15 protein-coding genes and 1 tRNA gene are annotated in these 18,225 nt (G+C 55.6%); 14 read left to right on the top strand and 2 right to left on the bottom strand.

All coding sequences use genetic code 11. The features are described from left to right. Nucleotides 1-28 precede the first annotated feature (28 nt). The 8 genes from ACQCLF_RS11620 to ACQCLF_RS11655 all read left to right on the top strand — a co-directional run bounded on the left by ACQCLF_RS11620 (nucleotide 29) and on the right by ACQCLF_RS11655 (nucleotide 10,135). On the top strand, nucleotides 29-1,003 hold the full coding sequence (locus ACQCLF_RS11620; protein ID WP_426987426.1) for a TraB/GumN family protein: 975 nt from the start codon (nucleotides 29-31) through the stop codon (nucleotides 1,001-1,003). A 157-nt stretch (nucleotides 1,004-1,160) separates the two neighbouring features. Next, nucleotides 1,161-1,245, top strand: a tRNA-Leu gene (locus tag ACQCLF_RS11625). A 73-nt stretch (nucleotides 1,246-1,318) separates the two neighbouring features. Continuing rightward, the gene (tig, locus tag ACQCLF_RS11630) at nucleotides 1,319-2,632 is read left to right on the top strand and encodes a trigger factor (RefSeq protein WP_426987428.1); all 1,314 of its coding nucleotides are present in this window, start codon (nucleotides 1,319-1,321) and stop codon (nucleotides 2,630-2,632) included. 175 nt (nucleotides 2,633-2,807) lie between these two features. Further along, a complete protein-coding gene (gene clpP, locus ACQCLF_RS11635) occupies nucleotides 2,808-3,443 on the top strand; it encodes an ATP-dependent Clp endopeptidase proteolytic subunit ClpP (protein WP_426987430.1) in 636 nt (211 codons plus the stop codon). Nucleotides 3,444-3,554: 111 nt separating this feature from the next. Next, a complete protein-coding gene (gene clpX, locus ACQCLF_RS11640; RefSeq protein ID WP_426987432.1) occupies nucleotides 3,555-4,844 on the top strand; it encodes an ATP-dependent Clp protease ATP-binding subunit ClpX in 1,290 nt (429 codons plus the stop codon). Between the two features lie 168 nt (nucleotides 4,845-5,012). Continuing rightward, complete coding sequence (gene lon / locus ACQCLF_RS11645; protein ID WP_426987434.1) at nucleotides 5,013-7,433, top strand: endopeptidase La; 2,421 nt, start codon at nucleotides 5,013-5,015, stop codon at nucleotides 7,431-7,433. A 329-nt stretch (nucleotides 7,434-7,762) separates the two neighbouring features. Beyond that, the gene (locus ACQCLF_RS11650; RefSeq protein WP_426987436.1) at nucleotides 7,763-8,035 is read left to right on the top strand and encodes an HU family DNA-binding protein; all 273 of its coding nucleotides are present in this window, start codon (nucleotides 7,763-7,765) and stop codon (nucleotides 8,033-8,035) included. Nucleotides 8,036-8,272: 237 nt separating this feature from the next. Beyond that, nucleotides 8,273-10,135: a SurA N-terminal domain-containing protein gene (locus ACQCLF_RS11655; RefSeq protein WP_426987438.1), complete on the top strand. Its 1,863-nt coding sequence runs from the start codon at nucleotides 8,273-8,275 to the stop codon at nucleotides 10,133-10,135. Between the two features lie 91 nt (nucleotides 10,136-10,226). On the opposite strand, the gene ACQCLF_RS11660 is transcribed toward ACQCLF_RS11655, so the two are convergent. Next, nucleotides 10,227-11,840, bottom strand: a complete 1,614-nt coding sequence (locus ACQCLF_RS11660) for a LysM peptidoglycan-binding domain-containing protein (RefSeq protein WP_426987440.1) — start codon at nucleotides 11,838-11,840, stop codon at nucleotides 10,227-10,229. 128 nt (nucleotides 11,841-11,968) lie between these two features. Next, on the bottom strand, nucleotides 11,969-12,760 hold the full coding sequence (gloB, locus tag ACQCLF_RS11665; RefSeq protein ID WP_426987442.1) for a hydroxyacylglutathione hydrolase: 792 nt from the start codon (nucleotides 12,758-12,760) through the stop codon (nucleotides 11,969-11,971). Between the two features lie 130 nt (nucleotides 12,761-12,890). On the opposite strand from gloB, the gene ACQCLF_RS11670 reads away from it, so the two are divergent. The 6 genes from ACQCLF_RS11670 (at nucleotide 12,891) to ACQCLF_RS11695 (ending at nucleotide 18,210) form a co-directional block, all read left to right on the top strand. Beyond that, nucleotides 12,891-13,763, top strand: a complete 873-nt coding sequence (locus ACQCLF_RS11670) for a class I SAM-dependent methyltransferase (protein WP_426987444.1) — start codon at nucleotides 12,891-12,893, stop codon at nucleotides 13,761-13,763. A gap of 10 nt (nucleotides 13,764-13,773) precedes the next feature. Next, nucleotides 13,774-14,217 carry a ribonuclease HI gene (rnhA, locus tag ACQCLF_RS11675; protein ID WP_426987446.1) on the top strand — a complete coding sequence of 148 codons (444 nt, stop codon included), beginning with the start codon at nucleotides 13,774-13,776 and terminating at the stop codon, nucleotides 14,215-14,217. Beyond that, a complete protein-coding gene (gene dnaQ, locus ACQCLF_RS11680) occupies nucleotides 14,214-14,924 on the top strand; it encodes a DNA polymerase III subunit epsilon (protein WP_426987448.1) in 711 nt (236 codons plus the stop codon). Before rnhA ends, dnaQ begins: the two co-directional genes overlap by 4 nt. Nucleotides 14,925-14,987: 63 nt before the next feature. Beyond that, complete coding sequence (locus tag ACQCLF_RS11685) at nucleotides 14,988-16,697, top strand: pilus assembly protein (protein WP_426987450.1); 1,710 nt, start codon at nucleotides 14,988-14,990, stop codon at nucleotides 16,695-16,697. Beyond that, the gene (gene nudC, locus ACQCLF_RS11690) at nucleotides 16,694-17,557 is read left to right on the top strand and encodes an NAD(+) diphosphatase (RefSeq protein WP_426987452.1); all 864 of its coding nucleotides are present in this window, start codon (nucleotides 16,694-16,696) and stop codon (nucleotides 17,555-17,557) included. Before ACQCLF_RS11685 ends, nudC begins: the two co-directional genes overlap by 4 nt. Next, nucleotides 17,557-18,210 carry a cation/multidrug efflux pump gene (locus ACQCLF_RS11695; RefSeq protein ID WP_426987454.1) on the top strand — a complete coding sequence of 218 codons (654 nt, stop codon included), beginning with the start codon at nucleotides 17,557-17,559 and terminating at the stop codon, nucleotides 18,208-18,210. The genes nudC and ACQCLF_RS11695 overlap by 1 nt, the downstream gene beginning before the upstream one ends. Nucleotides 18,211-18,225 lie beyond the last annotated feature (15 nt).

An 18,225-nucleotide genomic window follows, 5' to 3' on the forward strand; every position in this document is an offset into this window, starting at 1 on the left:
CGGCACGTGGCGCATCTGTGTTCGATCAGTGTATCCAACCCCTGGCTTGGAGCGGTGGCTCTGGAGCGCGCTTCTGCTGCTTTTGTCGCTCTCGACCTGGGCCGGATCTCCCGACCTGGAATCTGATTCTCCGGCGCCTCCCGTTAAGGAACCTTCTCCCTCTTCCCCCACGTCAGCATCGCCACCCGAGCCGCTGCTCTGGCGAGTGCACGCGCCGGACAGTGAACACGTTGTCTACCTCTTCGGCTCCCTGCATTTTGGCGACGACAGTTTCTTCCCGCTGCCAGACAAAGTGCTGGAGGCTTATCGAGCGTCCGAAGTGCTGGCCGTGGAGCTGGATCTCACCCAAACCGACACTGAAACACTGCGCGCGACGCTGGCCCGAACCGGCCGCTACCCCTCGCACGTGCAGATAGCGGAGCGTATCGGACCGGAGTTATGGGAACAGTTGACTCAGGCCAGCCAACGCCTGGGCCTGGAGAAAGAGTTTTTTGTGCATGTACGTCCCTGGCTTGCGGCGTTGCAACTGGTCAATATGCAGGTAATTCGCAGCGACTACCTCGCCGGGCAGGGCGTTGATCGGTATTTCCTGGATATGGCAAAAGGGGAAAAGCGTATTGAACCGCTGGAAACCGTTGATCAGCAATTACGGCTTTTTGCCGGCATGGACGAGGTTGAACAGCGTGCGTTTCTGGCGCATACGCTCAACGATCTGGAAGCCACCGGCCCTCAACTGCGCCGCATGGCGCGAGCCTGGCGCGAGGGGCGCCGCGAGGACTTAGAGGCCGTCATACTGGGAGCATTTGCGGCGGATGATCCCTTTACCCAGGAGCTTTATCGGAAAATCTTCAAAACCCGAAATGATTCGATGATGGAAGCGGTCAAGGGCTACCTGAAAACTCGCCAACCGGTCTTTTTTGTGGTGGGCATTGGGCATCTGATCGGGCCGGACGGGTTAGTGGACGGACTGCGGCACGGCGGGTACCGGGTGGAGCGGCTCTAAGCCGCTTATTGAACCCATCTGGGGCTTGTGGCACAATCTCCTGCCTTCACGTTGCCGCACAGGCTGACTTTTGGCAAAAAGCCTATAGAAATCAGCAGGTTGGGAGATAATAGGCGTGGAATTTACCAGGGGGCTGACAAGCCGCCCGAGGTTTTAAGCGGTCGTGGTGGAATTGGTAGACACGCCAGATTTAGGTTCTGGTGCCGCGAGGTGTGAGAGTTCGAGTCTCTCCGACCGCACCATACAATATCGTCATTCACGAGTTACCTTAAACGGCATTGGTCCCCCGATGCGAATAGCGTATAGAGGAAGAGAATGCAGGTTTCCATAGAGACAACGTCCGGTTTGGAACGTCGCCTGACGGTGGGAGTCCCCGCCGCCGAAGTAGACAGCGAAGTGCAAAAGCGCTTACAGCAGGCTGCTCAAAATATTCGTATCAACGGTTTCCGCAAGGGTAAAGTACCCATGAAGGTGGTCAGACAGCGTTACGGCGCTGGCGTTCGCCAGGAAGTGCTGGGCGAGTTGATCAATCGCAGTTTCTACGAAGCCGTCAGTAAGGAACAGGTCAAACCGGCGGGTCAGCCCTCTATTGAACCCAAGCAGTTCGAAGAAGGGAAGGATCTGGAGTACGTGGCGACTTTTGAAGTATACCCCTCTGTCGAGCTGGGTGACTTCTCCGGGTTTGAAATTACCCGCTACAAAGCGGATGTAAGCGCGGAAGACGTCGATAAGATGATTGACGTCCTGCGTGAGCATCAGGCTGGTTGGAAAGAAGTAGATCGTGCCGCTCAAGATGGGGATCAGGTCAATATTGACTTTGTGGGTACTCGCGATGGTGTTGAGTTCGAAGGCGGCAGTGCCAAGGGGCAAAACCTGGTGCTGGGCTCTGGCTCCATGATTCCGGGCTTTGAAGCGGGTATTGAGGGTCTGAAAGCCGGAGAAGAGAAAACACTGGAGCTGACGTTCCCTGAAGACTATCAGGCTGAAGATCTGCGTGGAGCCAAGGTCGAATTCAAAGTGACGGTAAACGCCGTATCCGAGAAAGAGTTGCCCGAGCTGGATAAAGAATTCTATGCCAAATTTGGCGTGGAAAAAGGTGGCAAGCCTCAGTTCCGCAAGGAAGTGAAGGCAAACATGACGCGTGAGTTGAAAAACGCGGTTAGAAACAAGGTCAAGACCCAGGTAATGGACGCTCTGCTCGAGAGCCATAAACCAGATCTGCCAAAAGCGCTCGTAGACAGCGAGATCGAGACCCTGCGTCAGCAAATGTTGCAACGTTTTGGAGGCCAGCAGCAGAACTTTGATGTCAAGTCTCTGCTGCCGGACAACATGTTCGAAGAAGAGGCGCAGCGCCGTGTGGCCCTGGGGCTGGTGGTAGGAGAAATCGTCAAGCAGCACGATATCAAGGTCGACAGTGATCGCGTTCGTGAGCTGGTTGAGGAGATGGCCTCGACCTACGAAGAGCCCGAAGCGGTTGTCAACTACTACTATGAAAACCGCCAGTTGCTGGCAAGCGTTGAATCGGCAGCCCTGGAAGACCAGGTCGTGGATTTCGTCCTGGACAAGGCCAAAGTGACTGACGAATCTGCCAGTTACGACGACGTTGTCGGCAGCCAGAAGCAGTCGTAATTGAACGAAATGGCCACAAACTGAACAGTTTGTGGCCAATCTTCCCTCCAAAATCGCCTAGCACTGGCATCCGCTCGTTTCTCAGGTTAAGCTTGAACGACAGTCTCCACCGCATCGCCCCGGGCCGGGCGACGGTCGCGATGAACCGGTTCACAAATAAGGGCACGAAGACTTTATGTCGAACGATTTTTCCAAACAGGTACCCGACGTTATGGCATCTGGCCTGATTCCAATGGTCGTAGAGCAGACCGCTCGCGGCGAACGATCCTACGACATTTATTCTCGCCTGCTCAAAGAGCGGGTGATTTTTCTGGTCGGCCAGGTTGAGGACTACATGGCCAATCTGGTCGTGGCCCAGTTGTTGTTTCTGGAAGCCGAAAACCCGGACAAGGATATTCACCTTTACATTAACTCACCGGGCGGCTCGGTGACGGCGGGTATGGCGATTTACGACACCATGCAGTTCATTAAGCCCGATGTCAGCACCATGTGTATCGGGCAAGCCTGCAGCATGGGCGCCTTTTTGCTCACAGCGGGTGCCAAAAGCAAACGTTTTTGCCTGCCGAACTCTCGCGTGATGATCCATCAGCCCAGCGGTGGCGCGCAAGGGCAGGCCTCCGATATTCATATCCAGGCAAAAGAGATTCTGAGCATCCGTGAGCGCCTGAATGAGCTGATGGCTTATCACACCGGTCAACCCGTGGAAAAGATTGCCGCGGACACCGAACGTGACAACTTTATGAGTGCCCAGAAGTCCGTTGAATATGGTCTCGTTGACAAAGTTGTAGGTCGCAGAGATGCAACAGAGTAATGGCGGCGGACCGTCCGCTGCCAGGAAAGGTCAGTTGGACGGGTCGACCTTGAAAATTGGGGACAAAGGCTGCACCTCTGTCCTAAGTATGCGTTTAAACGGAGTGGTTTAATGACCGATCACACCAACGACAGCGGCGATAAGAACGGCAAACTGCTGTATTGCTCGTTTTGTGGTAAAAGCCAGCACGAAGTACGCAAGCTGATTGCCGGTCCCTCGGTATTTATCTGCGACGAATGTGTCGATTTATGCAATGACATTATTCGCGAGGAAATCCAGGAGGCGGCTTCCGAAGGGCCTTCAGACCACCTGCCGACGCCCAGTGAAATTTCCGCTATTCTGGATGAATACGTCATTGGCCAGAAAAGGGCCAAAAAAGTACTGGCTGTCGCCGTGTACAACCACTACAAGCGGTTGCGCGTGGGCGATAAAGGCAAAGATCCTGTAGAACTTGGGAAAAGTAACATTTTGCTGGTAGGGCCGACGGGTAGCGGTAAGACCCTTCTTGCGGAAACGCTGGCACGCCTGCTGGATGTTCCGTTCACCATTGCCGACGCGACGACGCTGACTGAAGCGGGTTACGTGGGTGAAGACGTCGAGAATATCATTCAGAAGCTGCTGCAGAAATGCGATTACGATGTCGACAAGGCCCAACAGGGTATCGTCTATATCGATGAAATCGACAAAATATCCCGTAAGTCTGACAACCCCTCCATTACGCGGGACGTGTCAGGGGAAGGTGTTCAGCAGGCGCTGCTTAAACTGATTGAAGGAACCGTCGCGTCAGTGCCGCCGCAAGGCGGGCGCAAACATCCGCAGCAGGAATTCCTGCAGGTGGACACCAAGAACATTCTGTTCATTTGCGGTGGTGCGTTTGCCGGGCTGGACAAAGTGATTCGTGATCGCTCCGAAAAAGGCGGGATCGGTTTCGGTGCGGAAGTTAAGAGCAAGAATGACAGTCGGAAGTTCGGCGAAGTTCTGCATCAGCTTGAGCCGGAAGATCTGGTCCAGTATGGTTTGATCCCCGAATTTGTTGGGCGTCTGCCGGTCATAGCGACACTGGATGAGCTGGACAGGGAAGCCCTGGTTGAAATTCTGACTGAGCCGAAAAACTCCTTGACCAAGCAGTATCAGCGCTTGTTTGAAATGGAAGGCGTGGATATCGATTTCCGGCGCGATGCCCTTGAGGCTGTGGCACAAAAAGCCATGGATCGCAAAACCGGGGCTCGGGGTCTACGCTCTATTATGGAAGCGGTGCTGCTCGACACGATGTACCGGATTCCCTCGGAAGAGGGTGTGGTCAAGGTGATCGTGGACGAAACGGTCATCAAGGGCGAATCTGAACCCCTGTTGGTGTACGAGCAGAGCGAACGACCGGCCAAGGTGGCCAAGGGCGATTGACACGCGGTGGTGTACCCATCTGTTGTAACCGCAAAGAGCGCCCATTACGGCGCTCTTTGCGGTTTTTAACGTTATGTTAGCTTGCAATAACCCTGGATAGCCCCCACCTTTGTCTTGAGCCCGGTGAATGGGCATCACTTTACGCGTTTGACGATGAGGGTCGACTCAATGGACCAGCAAGACAAGGCTACTCCCACCCAAGTCAGTGATATTCCACTTCTTCCTCTGCGGGATGTTGTGGTGTACCCCCATATGGTGATTCCGCTGTTTGTGGGCCGAGAGAAGTCGATCGAGGCGCTGGAAAGCGCCATGGCCAGTGACAAACAAGTGCTGTTGGTCGCGCAAAAAAATCCGGGCGAAGACGAGCCTGGAGCTGATGCGCTGTATGGCGTAGGAACCATTGCCACGATCTTGCAACTCCTCAAATTGCCGGACGGCACAGTGAAAGTCCTGGTAGAAGGGGGTGATCGCGCCCAGATTGACAATGTGGAAGTGATCGAAAAACACTTTCGCGCACGGGTGACCCTGAAAGAGGATGAAAGCCTGGAAGGCCCGCAGGCAGAAGCGCTGATCAATTCGACCATTAATCAATTCGAACAGTACGTTAACCTCAGTAAAAAAGTGCCTTCCGAGGTAATGACGTCCCTCAGTGGTATCGACGACCCCGGTCGTCTTGCGGATACCGTCGCAGCGCATATGACTCTGGAGTTGAGTCAAAAGCAAGCCATCTTCGAGATGGTGTCTGTGCGCGAACGCATTGAACATCTGTTGGGCCTGATGGAAGCGGAAATCGACCTCTTTCAGGTAGAGAAGAAAATCCGTGGCCGTGTTAAACAACAAATGGAAAAAAGCCAGCGCGAGTATTATTTGAATGAGCAAATGAAAGCTATTCAAAAAGAGCTGGGGGATATGGGCGATGAAGGGAATGAAATCGACGAACTTGAAAAGCGGGTCGAGCAGGCCGGCATGCCCAAAGAAGCCAGTGAAAAAACGCTGGCTGAGCTAAACAAGCTGCGCATGATGTCTCCGATGTCGGCCGAGGCGTCAGTATTACGTGCCTATATCGACTGGATGCTGAAGGTTCCGTGGAAAAAGCGCAGTAAAGTACGTCACGATCTGGCGCGCGCCGAAAGTGTGCTCGAAAAAGATCACTTTGGCCTTGAGGAAGTGAAAGAGCGTATTCTCGAATACCTGGCGGTTCAGAAACGCGTCAATAAAGTAAAAGGTCCTATCCTTTGCCTGGTAGGCCCGCCTGGCGTGGGTAAAACCTCTTTAGGCGAATCTATCGCCCGAGCCACAAACCGCAAATTTATTCGCATGGCGCTGGGTGGCGTTCGGGATGAGGCGGAAATTCGCGGTCACCGACGCACCTATATAGGGTCTTTGCCGGGCAAACTGGTTCAAAAAATGGCGAAAGTGGGGGTCAAAAACCCGCTGTTTTTGCTGGACGAAATTGACAAGATGGGAATGGACAATCGCGGCGATCCAGCATCGGCGTTGCTGGAAGTTCTCGATCCCGAGCAGAACAATCACTTTAATGATCATTATCTGGAAGTGGATTACGATCTGTCGGATGTGATGTTTGTTTGTACGTCCAACTCCATGAATATTCCGGGACCTTTACTGGACCGTATGGAAGTAATCCGTATTCCCGGTTATACAGAGGATGAGAAACTGAACATCGCTTTACGCTACCTCATTCCGAAGCAAATGAAAGCGAATGGTTTGAAAGAGGGTGAGGTCAAGCTCGAAGACAGCACTATACGAGACGTGATTCGCTACTATACCCGCGAGGCAGGTGTGCGTGGTCTGGAACGTGAAATCGCCAAAATTTGCCGCAAAGTCGTTACTCGGCACGTGAAAGATAAAACATTGCGAGAGGATGTTGTTGGCCCGGATGTGCTGGAAGATTATCTGGGTGTGCGCAAGTTTGACTTCGGCCGCGCCGAGGACAAAAACCAGATTGGTCAGGTGACCGGTCTGGCCTGGACCCAAGTCGGGGGCGAGCTGCTGACTATCGAGTCTTCGGCGGTTAAAGGGAAAGGGCGGATCATCAAGACCGGCTCCCTCGGCGACGTTATGCAGGAGTCTATCCAGGCGGCGCTCACAGTGGTCCGCTCTCGCGCTCAGGTGTTGGGAATCGCGCCGGACTACCACGAAAAGACCGACGTTCACATTCACGTGCCCGAAGGGGCTACCCCCAAAGACGGTCCGAGCGCCGGTATTGCCATGTGTACAGCGTTGGTGTCGGTATTGACCTCAATTCCCGTGAAAGCCGATGTTGCCATGACCGGTGAGATTACCTTGCGCGGTGAGGTACTGCGTATTGGTGGTTTGAAAGAAAAGCTCCTGGCCGCGCATCGGGGTGGTATCAAAACCGTGATTATTCCGGCCGAGAATGAACGTGATCTCAAAGAAATTCCGGACAATATCAAAGAAGATCTCGAGATTCGCCCTGTCCAATGGATTGACGATGTTTTACAAATTGCATTGCAATCCTTGCCCAAGCCGCTTTCTGATGAAGAATATCAGGCGCTTGAAAAAAAAGCAGAGCAGCAGTCGGAAACGGGCCGGATTAACACCCACTGAGGTCAAAGGTGCAGTTTCCAGAGGTAACATAAGGGCAGGGTGTCCGGGTTCCGGCAGTAACGTTTGGCGACGGATTGCCAGGCTGGAACCGTCTCCTTGGTTAAATAATCAGCAGGAACGGTGCTAAACGCACAAAGCATTCATTGTGTTCTTGACCCGCATGGCCTGCCTTGGTATAAATCGCAGTTCATTCGCCAAGCAGGCGGCACGGGGGGCGAAGTTGCTGTCCACGCCTAAGTTGCTGTTCAGGCCGACATCCTGCCTGAGCGGGTATGAACAGTAGACCTGCGCTATCAATTCTTGAAGCAAATAAGCAAAAGGGGTTAAGTGTGAACAAATCCGAGCTGATTGAAGCCATTGCCGCATCTGCGGATATTCCTAAAGCTGCCGCTGGTCGCGCCTTGGACGCCATGGTGGATAACATCACTGGTGCTCTGCAAAAGGGCGAACAAGTGGTTTTGGTAGGCTTTGGTACCTTTGCAGTGAAAGAGCGCGCTGCTCGTACTGGCCGTAACCCGCAGACTGGCGCTGAAATCCAGATTGCCGCTGCCAAGGTGCCCGGCTTCAAAGCGGGTAAAGCACTGAAAGACGCCGTTAACTAAGCGTTTGCGCGCCTGGCGCGCAATTTCAGTGTGCGCCGACTGTTAACGGGTGATCACCGTCAGATTGTTAATGGCAGTGAACGAGTGAACCAGTGGGCGTGATGAAGGGGCGCATCTTTTGAAGGTGCGCCTTTTCTTTATTCAACTTCAACCGTTTTGGCTCAGTGCCTGGACGGGATGATAAGAAATGTCTTCCGGAATTGATCGCCCCGGAGGAACGATGATTAGGAGCAGACAATGCTGCAGACGATTCGCGACAATTCCAAGGGCGTAGTGGCCGGGATTCTGATTGGTTTTCTGGTGATTATTTTCGCTGTGTCCGGCTCGGAAGCCCTGTTTTCCGGTTCTTCCAATTCCGGTGAAGTTGTCAGTGTGGGCGGCGAGTCCATTACTGAGAACCAAGTCATGAGGGAGGTATATCGTCAGCGGCAGCAGATTCTCAACCAGTATGGCGATTCAGTGCCTTCCGAAATGGTGAGTGACGAGCGCCTTCGTGAGCCTGCGATCAATAATCTGGTGCAGCGCCAGTTGCTGATTCAGTATGCCCGGGAACATGGCATGGCCGTCAGCAATGCGGAGCTGGACAGCCTGATCGTCAGCTTCCCCCAGTTTGCCGGTGAGAGCGGCCGTTTCGATGCCAATCGCTATCAGCAGGTTTTGCGCTCCATGGGTTACACGCCCACTGAATACAAAAATATGCTTCGACAGGAAATGTTGCTCAGCCAGCTCTCATCGGGTATCGGTGCCAGTGGCTTTGTAACCGATGATGAATTACAGCGTTTTGCTGCACTGAACTATCAAACTCGCAGTTTTCAGTATGCCATTCTCGAAGAGCAGAGCCTGGCGGGTGAGGTAGAGGTGAGCGAAACCGAGATCGAAACGTACTATCAGGACAACCAGCAGCAGTTTCGTCAGCCAGAGCAAGTCGCGGTGGACTATATTGACTTGAGTGTAGCGGTGCTGATGGAGCAGATAGAACTGGATGAGCAAACGTTGCGAGATCAGTACGAACAGAATCTTGAGGCTCAGGCAGCGGAGCAAACACCGCGCCGGGTATCCCATATCCTTCTTGAAGATGCCGATGATGATCGAGTGGCGCAAGTGCAGGAAGCGCTGGAAAGCGGAGAAGATTTTGCTGAGTTGGCACAAAACTATTCTGATGATGTTGGCTCCAGCGGTCAGGGTGGAGACCTGGGGTATATTTCCGAGGGTTTGCCGGAAGCGTTTATAGACGCGGCCAATCAACTGGCAGAAGGCGAGGTCTCCGGCCCCGTCGAAACCGATGCCGGGGTGCACTTTATCAAAGTTACCGAAGAAAGCGGCACCGAAGTGCAGAGCTTTGAAGAGTCACGAGATCGTATCGCCCGGCAGCTCAAGCGCGTTCAGGCGGAGACAGAATTTGCCGGCCTCATGGAGCGGCTCAGCGAATTGTCTTACAACACTGACAGCCTGGAACCGGTAGCGGAGGAATTGAGTTTGCCGATGGGTAATACTGGCCTGTTTTCCCGCAATGGCGGCACGGGTGTTGCCGCTGAACGCCCGGTGGTTGAAGCCGCTTTTTCGGATGAGGTGCTTGTCGACAATAACAGCAGCCATTTGATTGAGTTGGCCGCCGATCGTGTGGTGGTCGTGAAGAAAACCGAACACCAGGAGTCCTACATTCAGGAGCTGGACACGGTGCGTGACCAAATCGCGACCCGTTTGGAAGCACAAAAAACCCGGGCGTTGCTGGCCGAGCGTGGCGAAGCCCTGTTGTCCGAACTGCAGTCCGGTGCTTCTTTGGAAAGCGTTGCCGCTGAAGCGGGCCTGGATCTTCAACAAGCCGAAGCAGTTGAGCGCTCCGACGCCGATGTAAGCCGTGAGCTATTGAGCCATGTATTTGCCTTGCCTCACCCAGAAGCTGGCGTTCAGAACAGTGGTACGCCAATTGATGGGGGATACGCGCTGATGACCCTGACTGAGGTTCAACCGGGAGACTGGACCCAACTCTCCGAGAGTGAGCAGCGTGCTCTGCGCAGCAATCTGGCGCAGATGCATGGCCAGCAGGAGTATCTGGCGTTCAGGGACCAACTGAGAGCCAATGCGAAGATCAGCCGTTAGTGCCAAGGCTTCGGTAAGTAGCCCCGCATAAAAAAATGCCCGCTGGAAACAGCGGGCATTTTTGTGCTCTGGCCAGGGACTACATCAATAGTCAGTAGCCTCCGTTTTCTGTTACATCCACGTAAAGCGTTAACGATTGGCCCGGGTGAATGTAGCTCGAAGAAGACACCGTATTCCAGCTCAGAATATCTTGTACAGACAAGCCAAAACGGTTGGCAATGCGTGCCAGAGAATCGCCTTTCCGCACGCGATAACTCACTTTGCGAACCACTGAGCGCTGCTCGGAATCCGTGCGTCGAGTTCCGCTTTGCTCCCGGTCAGTCCAGATAACGAGGGTTTGTCCCGGTCGCAGAGTATCCCCTGGGGCCATGCCGTTCCAATTGGTCAGCGCGCCGACGGTCGTACCGTGGCGTTTGGCTATCGTCCAGAAACTGTCTCCTGAGCGCACCTGGTAGTCTAGCCGGGTTCCGTCATTGCCGTTTGAACGGTTCTGGGTCCTGGCTCGTCGCTGGTCGGCACTGAAGGCGTAGTGTTCGGCCGACTCGCGGGCCGTTGGAATCATCAAGGTTTGCCCGGCACGAATCATATTTCCCTTGAGCCGATTCGCGCTTTTGATGTTGTCAACGCTGGTGCGGTAACGCCGGGCAATGGTAATCAACGAGTCCCCGCGCTCCACGCGATAGCGGTCCCAGGCGACGCGCTGATCCGTCGGCAGCTCGGCCAACTGCTCGAGAAAAGCGTCCTCATGTTGCACTGGGATAAGCAACTGATGGGGCCCCTCCGGATCCGTGGCCCAACGGTTGTAGCCGGCATTGAGCATATACAGCTCATCAAGATCCATTTGAGCCATTTCGGCCGCTTGCGACAGATCGATCTGGGAACCGACATCGACCACCTGAAAGTAGGGCTCGTCGGGCACTGGCCGCAATGAGAGTCCGTACTCTTCCGGTGCCGCGATTACCTTGGACAATGCCAGAAGTTGGGGTACATAAGCCCGGGTTTCCCGCGGAAGGCTCAGGGACCAGAAATCCGTTGGCTTGCCTTGGCGTTCATTGTTGCGAATGCGACGCGCCAGGTTGCCCTGCCCAGTGTTGTAGGCCGCGAGTGCGAGCAGCCAGTCATCGTCGAACAGTCCGTGCAGGTAGTTGAGGTAGCGCACCGCCGCGTCAGTAGACGCCACTACATCGCGACGTCCGTCATACCACCAGTTCTGTTTGAGCCCGTACTGGCGTCCTGTACCCGGGACAAACTGCCAGATCCCGGAAGCCCGCCCGTGAGAGTAAGCAAAGGGATCAAACGCACTTTCGACAATCGGCAATAAAGCCAGCTCCAGGGGCATCCCTTCGGCATCGAGTTGGTTGGCAATGTAATGCAGGTAACGCTGGCCGCGCTCCAGAACGCGTTCCATGTAATGGGGATGGCGCGTATACCAGTCCAGGTAGGCGTCGATCCGCGGGTGATCAATGTCCGGCAGGCCATAGCCTTCGCGCAGTCGAGGCCACAGGTTGCCCCGATCAGAGATTGAGAACTCCGTGTAAGACTCCTCGTCGAAGGTGCAAAGAGATTCATCGATAACCGTTCCTTGTTGGGCTGCCTTGCCGTCAGAGTGCTCCGTTTCGGTGCGATCGTGTGAGTTCAGGGCTTGGCAGCCACCGAGACTGATCAGGCTGATGGCCAGGGCGAGAGGGCGCTTGAATCGATTCATTGGGTTCCGAACTGCTTGGTGACTCTGGTGCCAGGCGTTTTTGCCAAGCGTGGATTTTGGCGATTCTATGGACGTCGTCGGCAAGCGTCAAGAAATGGTCTCGCCCCGAGAACGGGAACGTGAACTCGTCAGCGAAAACGATCCTTACGGCGGCGTAGTTCGGCAAAGACGCTGGCGTCCTCTTCCACGTCATCTGCCCCAAAGGTTTTTCGGATGCCCGGCAGGCCGGTTCTCAGGTAGGGATTGGTGTCACGCTCGAGATCCAGAGAGGAGGGAAGGGTGGGTTCTCCCCGGGCCCGACACTGGCTGACCGCTTCCAGTCTGGCCAGGACAGCCGGATTATCCGGGTCTACCGTTCGCGCAAAGCGCAGGTTGTCCAAGGTGTACTCATGAGCACAATAGATCAGGGTTTCCGCTGGCAGTTTATTCAGCTTGTTCAGGGAGTCCAGAGCCTGTGAGGCTGTGCCTTCAAACAGTCGGCCGCAGCCCGCGGCGAACAGGGCATCGCCGCAGAAAAGCCGGGGAGGTTGACCGCCCACGCCGGGCTGATAGTACGCCAGGTGATCCAGCGTGTGGCCCGGCACCGCAAGAACCTCCAGCGTTGGCTCTTTCACGCCAAATTCTGTCGTTTCAAATAACGCCACTCGATCTCCTTCGGTGAGCACGTGAGTGACTTCCGGCACGGATTCCGGCCCGTAGACCGGCACATCGAACCTCGCCAACAGCGCCTCCAGGCCGTCGGTATGGTCCCAGTGGTGATGGGTGATCAATATGCCTTCAAGGGACAGTTTCAACTTCTGCAGGGCTTCCAGCACGGGCGTGGCGTCTCCGGGGTCAACCACCCAGGCTTTCCGGTTATCGCCAGGGATCAGCCAAAAATAGTTGCTGTCGAGCGCCGGAACGGGAATGGGTTCTCGCATGAGGGACTCCTGCTTTCAGACCGTTAAAGCAGGTATACTCGTCTGACCTGCTTTCGATATTTTCAATATACTTCGTTTAAACGCAAGCGCATCAACGTATCGAACCGAACTAAACGTATCGAACCGAACTATGCGGCCATCAAGCCCCTTCAATCGAGCCTATCGCTGGTGGCAGAGACATTTCGGACTGCCCGAGCTGTCCCGCTCGCAGACGGATTTGTCCGCGTGGTTTCACACGCCGCTCGGTGAAACCTTGCTCGCCCAGGAACGGGAGGCGTTGGACCAGAGGCTTCAGGATCGCTTTGGCTATCATTTGCTGCAGATGAGTGTCACCCCCGAGCTGGATGTCAGCGCCGGCAGCCGCATCGCTCACCGGGTGACGGTGGGGGCCTGCATCGGCTCAGTTACCAGTACAGGCGCAGTCACAGGCACAGGCACAGGCAAAGAATCGGTCCTCTCCGGGCTGATGGCCGATCACCGGCAACTACCACTACCTGGTGAATCCATTGATATGGTGGTATTGCATCATGCTCTAGACTACTGTGAAAACCCTCACCAGCTGTTGCGCGAGGTCCAAAGAGTGCTGATTCCTCGGGGACACCTTATTATACTCGGCTTCAACCCGTGGAGTGGGCTGGGAGGCGTCCGTGGCGTCGCACGCCTGTTCAGTACCCATGCCGTGTGGCACCATCGCGCATTGCGATTGGGCCGGTTACTGGACTGGCTGCCTCTGTTGGATCTGGTACCCGACAGCGTTGAGCAGGGTTTTTTTCGACCACCGGTCAATTCTCCGGGCTTGATGCGTCGCACCCAATGGCTGGAAACCTGGGGAAAACGGTTCCGGCTGCCGGGTGGCGCCTTCTACGTGGTCGTGGCCTGCAAGGAGGTTGGGGGAGCGGTACCGCTCAAACCGCCCTGGGAAAACGCCGACAAGGGCTTTCGTGGATTAGGCGGTGTTCAGCCCCTCAATAAAACACAAAAAGCTGCAAGATCAAATAGTTAATGGTGAAACCTTGAAAAAAGTTGAAGTATTTACCGACGGCGCCTGTCGTGGAAATCCGGGGCCAGGCGGATGGGGGGCTGTGTTACGATTCAACGGTCGTGAAAGAAGTCTGTACGGGGGCGAAGCCCACACCACCAATAACCGGATGGAGCTGCGGGCCGCCATTGAAGCGCTGGCCGCACTGAAAGAGCCCTGTGAGGTCGTGCTCACGACGGATTCCCAGTATGTGCGCAAAGGCATTAATGAGTGGCTGTCGGGCTGGAAGCGTAACGGTTGGAAAACATCGACCAAAAAACCGGTCAAAAACGTGGACCTTTGGCAGGCACTGGACGAAGCTGTGAAAACCCACCGCGTTGACTGGCATTGGGTAAAAGGCCACAGTGGCCATCGGGAAAATGAAATGGCCGATCAATTGGCCAATCGCGGGATTGATGAGTTGGGGAGTCACGGGTGAGACAAATTGTACTGGATACTGAAACCACCGGCCTTGAGGCTTCTCAGGGGCACAAAATTATTGAAATTGGGTGTGTCGAACTCGTCAACCGTAAACTGACCGGTCGCCATTACCATCAATACATTAATCCGGACCGCGAAGTGGATGCCGGCGCCATTGAAGTGCACGGCATCACGAATGAGATGTTGGCCGACAAGCCTCTCTTTGCTCAGATAGCGCGTGAATTTCTCGACTTTATCGAAGGCGCGGAGCTGGTTATTCACAATGCACCGTTTGACATTGGGTTTATCGATCACGAACTGCGCGCGTGGGATGCTGGCTACGGCTCGGTCACCAAGCGGTGTGGTGTCGTGGATAGTCTGGTGTTGGCCCGGGGCAAGCACCCAGGGCAAAAAAATAACCTGGATGCGCTGTGCAAGCGCTACGGCGTAGACAACACCCAGCGGGAACTGCACGGCGCCTTGCTCGACGCCGAGATCCTTGCCGATGTCTACCTGCTGATGACGGGTGGGCAAACGGCGCTCTCTCTGGGCGGGCAGGGGTCGAGTTCAGAAGGGGGTGGCACCTCTGGTGTAGAGAAACGCCCGCTGGCAAGAGGTCGGGCGCCGCTACCTGTTATCGCGGCCAGTGACGATGAGCTTGCCGCTCACCGGGCACGCCTGGACGCCATTGAGAAAACCGCCGGTCAGATTGTCTGGCAGGACTGACACTGTTCGCAAACTCGTGATTATTCACGGATTTAATCAAAGAGTACAAAAAAGGTAGCGCCCGTGAGCAGCACCGAGAAGGTAAATCTCAACTCCCTGAAACTGGTTCAGGATCAACTGGTAGCCACCATTGAGCAGGCGGCGGTTCGGCTGGAAGAGTTTGCAGCGGATCGCAATGACGCCGACCGCTTGCAAAGCTGTATTGACGGCATCAAGCAGATCAGTGGCACCCTGGATTTATTGCAACTGAAAGGGGTCGATTTACTGGCCCGCGAGCTGGTATCGCAGATTACCGACATCCCGTTGGGAGAAGAAGCGCAGACCGACCGCAAGTTGAATGTGCTCACCTCGGCCTTCTTTATATTGCCCCGGTACATCGAACACTGCCTGCAAACGTCGCGCAGCATGGCGGTGCTGCTGATCCCCCATATCAACGAGCTGCGGCAGCTGCGGCGGGCACCACCGCTACCCGAGAGTTATTACTTTGTCATCGATGTGCCCGAAGTCATCCCCCCTAAACGTCAACAAAGCACCGTGATGGGAGAGGACTTTTCGGCGCTGGTGAGACGTTTGCGGCACATGTATCAGGTGGGGCTCGTCAACGTCTTGCAAAATCGGCAGTTGCCCGGGTCACTGGGTATGATGGCCCGTGCCATGGAGCGATTGGAGTCCATCAGTGGTGGGCGTCCCCGTGCCGGTCTTTGGTGGATAGCGGCCGCTACACTGGAAGCGATGCGCCAGAGCGAAATGACGATCGGCGTCAGCCGCAAGCGCCTGTTCAGCGCGCTGGACCGGGAAATTCGCGATGTTCAAAAGTTGGGTGCTGAGGGCCTGGAGAAGGCGCCTTCCCCCGAGTTGCTGAAGGAAATGCTTTATCTGATCGCGCTGTCCAGGGCTTCGGGAGAGCGCATTGACCCCATTTTCCAGGCGTACCAGCTGGACTATCTGCCCTATACCGACCGGGAACTGACGCGGGAACTGCAGTTTATGACCGGCCCCAGTGCCGCCACCATTCATTCGATGGGCAGTGTGCTCAAGGATGAGTTGCGCAGCACTAAGAATATCCTGGAACGCGCTGCGCAGGGCGGCGTTGAAATGCTGAGGGAAAGCCCGGAGCTGGTGGAGACTCTGGTAAAGGTGGCGGAGATACTGAAGGTGGTTGGACTGGTCACGCCCGCCGAGAGTTTGCGGGAGGAAATACGCTGTATCGAGCGCTGGCAGGAGGCGTCTGAGGATGTGAGTGCGGAAGAGCTGTTACGAGTCGCCGATACGTTGTTGTATATCGAAAGTTCGGTGACCGGCTTAGGGCAGGGCAACCTGTCGGATTCTCGTCTGGAAACAATCAATGCACGCTCTCGGGAAGAGGTTATTTCGAGCAGCCAGTTGGTGGAAGCCGAGGCTTTGGTCCTTGAGGAAGCCGAGGCCGGGCTGGCAATGATCAAACGTGCCCTGACGTCGTATACAGAATCCAGCTATGACGTCGGACATATCAAAAACGTCGGTACCACGCTGAGTACGCTTCGTGGCGGTATGGTGCTGCTGAATCGTCATCGGGCGGCGGCGGTGTTGTTGGCCAGTCGCCAGTTTGTCGAGCAAACATTGCTGAAAAACGAGAAGCCTGCTGCGGTCGGCCCTATGCTTGAAACGTTCGCCGACGCCATCATTAGCCTTGAGTATTATATCGACAGCGTAAAACAGCAGCGGAGCGCGGATGACAGTGTGCTCCAGGTGGCCGAAGAGAGCCTGGCCGCAGTGGGTTACCCAGCTGCATGACGTCCTCCGAGCAACCACCCCTCGCCCCGGCTTCCCCCCGTTATCTGTTGGTGGCGGATGGGCAATTGCTCTGTACCTCTGACGAACAACTGGTGTTATTGGATCCGGCTCAGCGGGCTGAGTGGCCTGCCCACGCCCCTGAGGATGTGTTGGGCGACTGGGGGGGAAGGCCTTTAAGGCTCGTTTCACTGCTTCCGGAAACCTCCCGGCCGCTGGAGCAGCTTCCCGGGCTTCGGGAAGGCCGCTGGCTAGGCCTGCGCGCCTTGTTGGGCCGGGTGCCGGATGCCTTGTTTATGCTCGCGGGAAGTGGTTTGCAATGGTACCGGTGGCGTCGGGAACATCGCTTCTGCGGCCGTTGCGGAGCGTCGACTGAGCCAATGCCCGCCGGTGAGCCTGCTCATCAGTGCCCGGAGTGCGGCCTGCGGTTTTACCCGCGCGTCACCCCTTGCATGATCACGTTGGTCACACGCGGAGACCACTGTCTGCTCGCGCGCCACGCCCGCTCTACGAGCGCCACTTTCACCGCACTTGCCGGGTTTGTGGAGATCGGCGAGCGGGTAGAAGACACGGTGCACCGGGAAGTCAAAGAGGAAGTCGGTCTGGGCGTTCATCCGCCGCGTTATTTCGACAGTCAACCCTGGCCTTTTCCGGGACAGTTGATGCTGGGTTTTCATGCCGAATACCGGTCGGGCGATATCCGGGTGGATGGGGATGAAATCGTGGAAGCTCACTGGTACCACTATCAATCCTTGCCGGATATACCGCCGCCCCAAACTCTGGCCGGGCAATTGATTGCGGATTTCGTTCGTCGCCAGCACAATAGGCCTCAACCCTTGAGCCAGCGGGCGGGAGACCCCTGATGTTCTACACGGTATTGTCAGTTCTGATTGTATTTCTCGGGCTCGCCTTTGCGTATATGGCACTTCGCCTGCTGGCCCGACGCCACTGGTTGCTGGGCTTTGTGCGTGGCTTGCTTGGGCTTGGGCTACTGGTGGTGGCGCTCATGCTGGCACTGGCCTCAATGGATCTGTTCAGCTATCGTCAGTTGACTCAGGAGCAGGCGGTGGCCACGTTGAGCTTCAAGCGGTTGGCCGAACAGCGCTATGAAGCAACGCTGGTGCACAGTAACGGTGAAGAAGAAACTTTCGAGTTGCAGGGAGATCAATGGCAACTGGACGCGCGGCTGATTAAGTGGAAAGGCATGGTCGCTGGGCTGGGTGTCCATCCCGGCTACCGGCTTGATCGCTTGAGCGGTCGCTATTACAGCCTGACAGAAGAGCGTTCGGCTGAGCGAACGGTCTATGGTCTCGCCTCGGATCGCTGGGGGCCGGATTTATGGTCCTGGGTCAATCGTCATCCGGAGTGGTTCCCGCTGGTGGATGCGCGATATGGGAGTGCGACCTTTGTGCCCATGGCGGACAACGCCCTGTTTGAAGTGCGGTTATCCGCGACGGGCTTATTGGCTCGTCCATTAAACGACCCCGCCCGCAAGGCGTTGAACGTGTGGGAATAACCACAATGACTATAC

Source organism: Marinimicrobium sp. ARAG 43.8 (assembly GCF_050113635.1).
Classification (GTDB): domain Bacteria; phylum Pseudomonadota; class Gammaproteobacteria; order Pseudomonadales; family Cellvibrionaceae; genus Marinimicrobium.

Coding starts and splice junctions, on each gene's coding strand:
- tig (WP_426987428.1), top strand. CDS start 1,319: ATGCAGGTTTCCATAGAGACAACGTCCGGTTTGGAACGTCGCCTGACG.
- clpP (WP_426987430.1), top strand. CDS start 2,808: ATGTCGAACGATTTTTCCAAACAGGTACCCGACGTTATGGCATCTGGC.
- clpX (WP_426987432.1), top strand. CDS start 3,555: ATGACCGATCACACCAACGACAGCGGCGATAAGAACGGCAAACTGCTG.
- lon (WP_426987434.1), top strand. CDS start 5,013: ATGGACCAGCAAGACAAGGCTACTCCCACCCAAGTCAGTGATATTCCA.
- ACQCLF_RS11655 (WP_426987438.1), top strand. CDS start 8,273: ATGCTGCAGACGATTCGCGACAATTCCAAGGGCGTAGTGGCCGGGATT.
- ACQCLF_RS11660 (WP_426987440.1), bottom strand. CDS start 11,840: ATGAATCGATTCAAGCGCCCTCTCGCCCTGGCCATCAGCCTGATCAGT.
- gloB (WP_426987442.1), bottom strand. CDS start 12,760: ATGCGAGAACCCATTCCCGTTCCGGCGCTCGACAGCAACTATTTTTGG.
- ACQCLF_RS11670 (WP_426987444.1), top strand. CDS start 12,891: ATGCGGCCATCAAGCCCCTTCAATCGAGCCTATCGCTGGTGGCAGAGA.
- nudC (WP_426987452.1), top strand. CDS start 16,694: ATGACGTCCTCCGAGCAACCACCCCTCGCCCCGGCTTCCCCCCGTTAT.
- ACQCLF_RS11695 (WP_426987454.1), top strand. CDS start 17,557: ATGTTCTACACGGTATTGTCAGTTCTGATTGTATTTCTCGGGCTCGCC.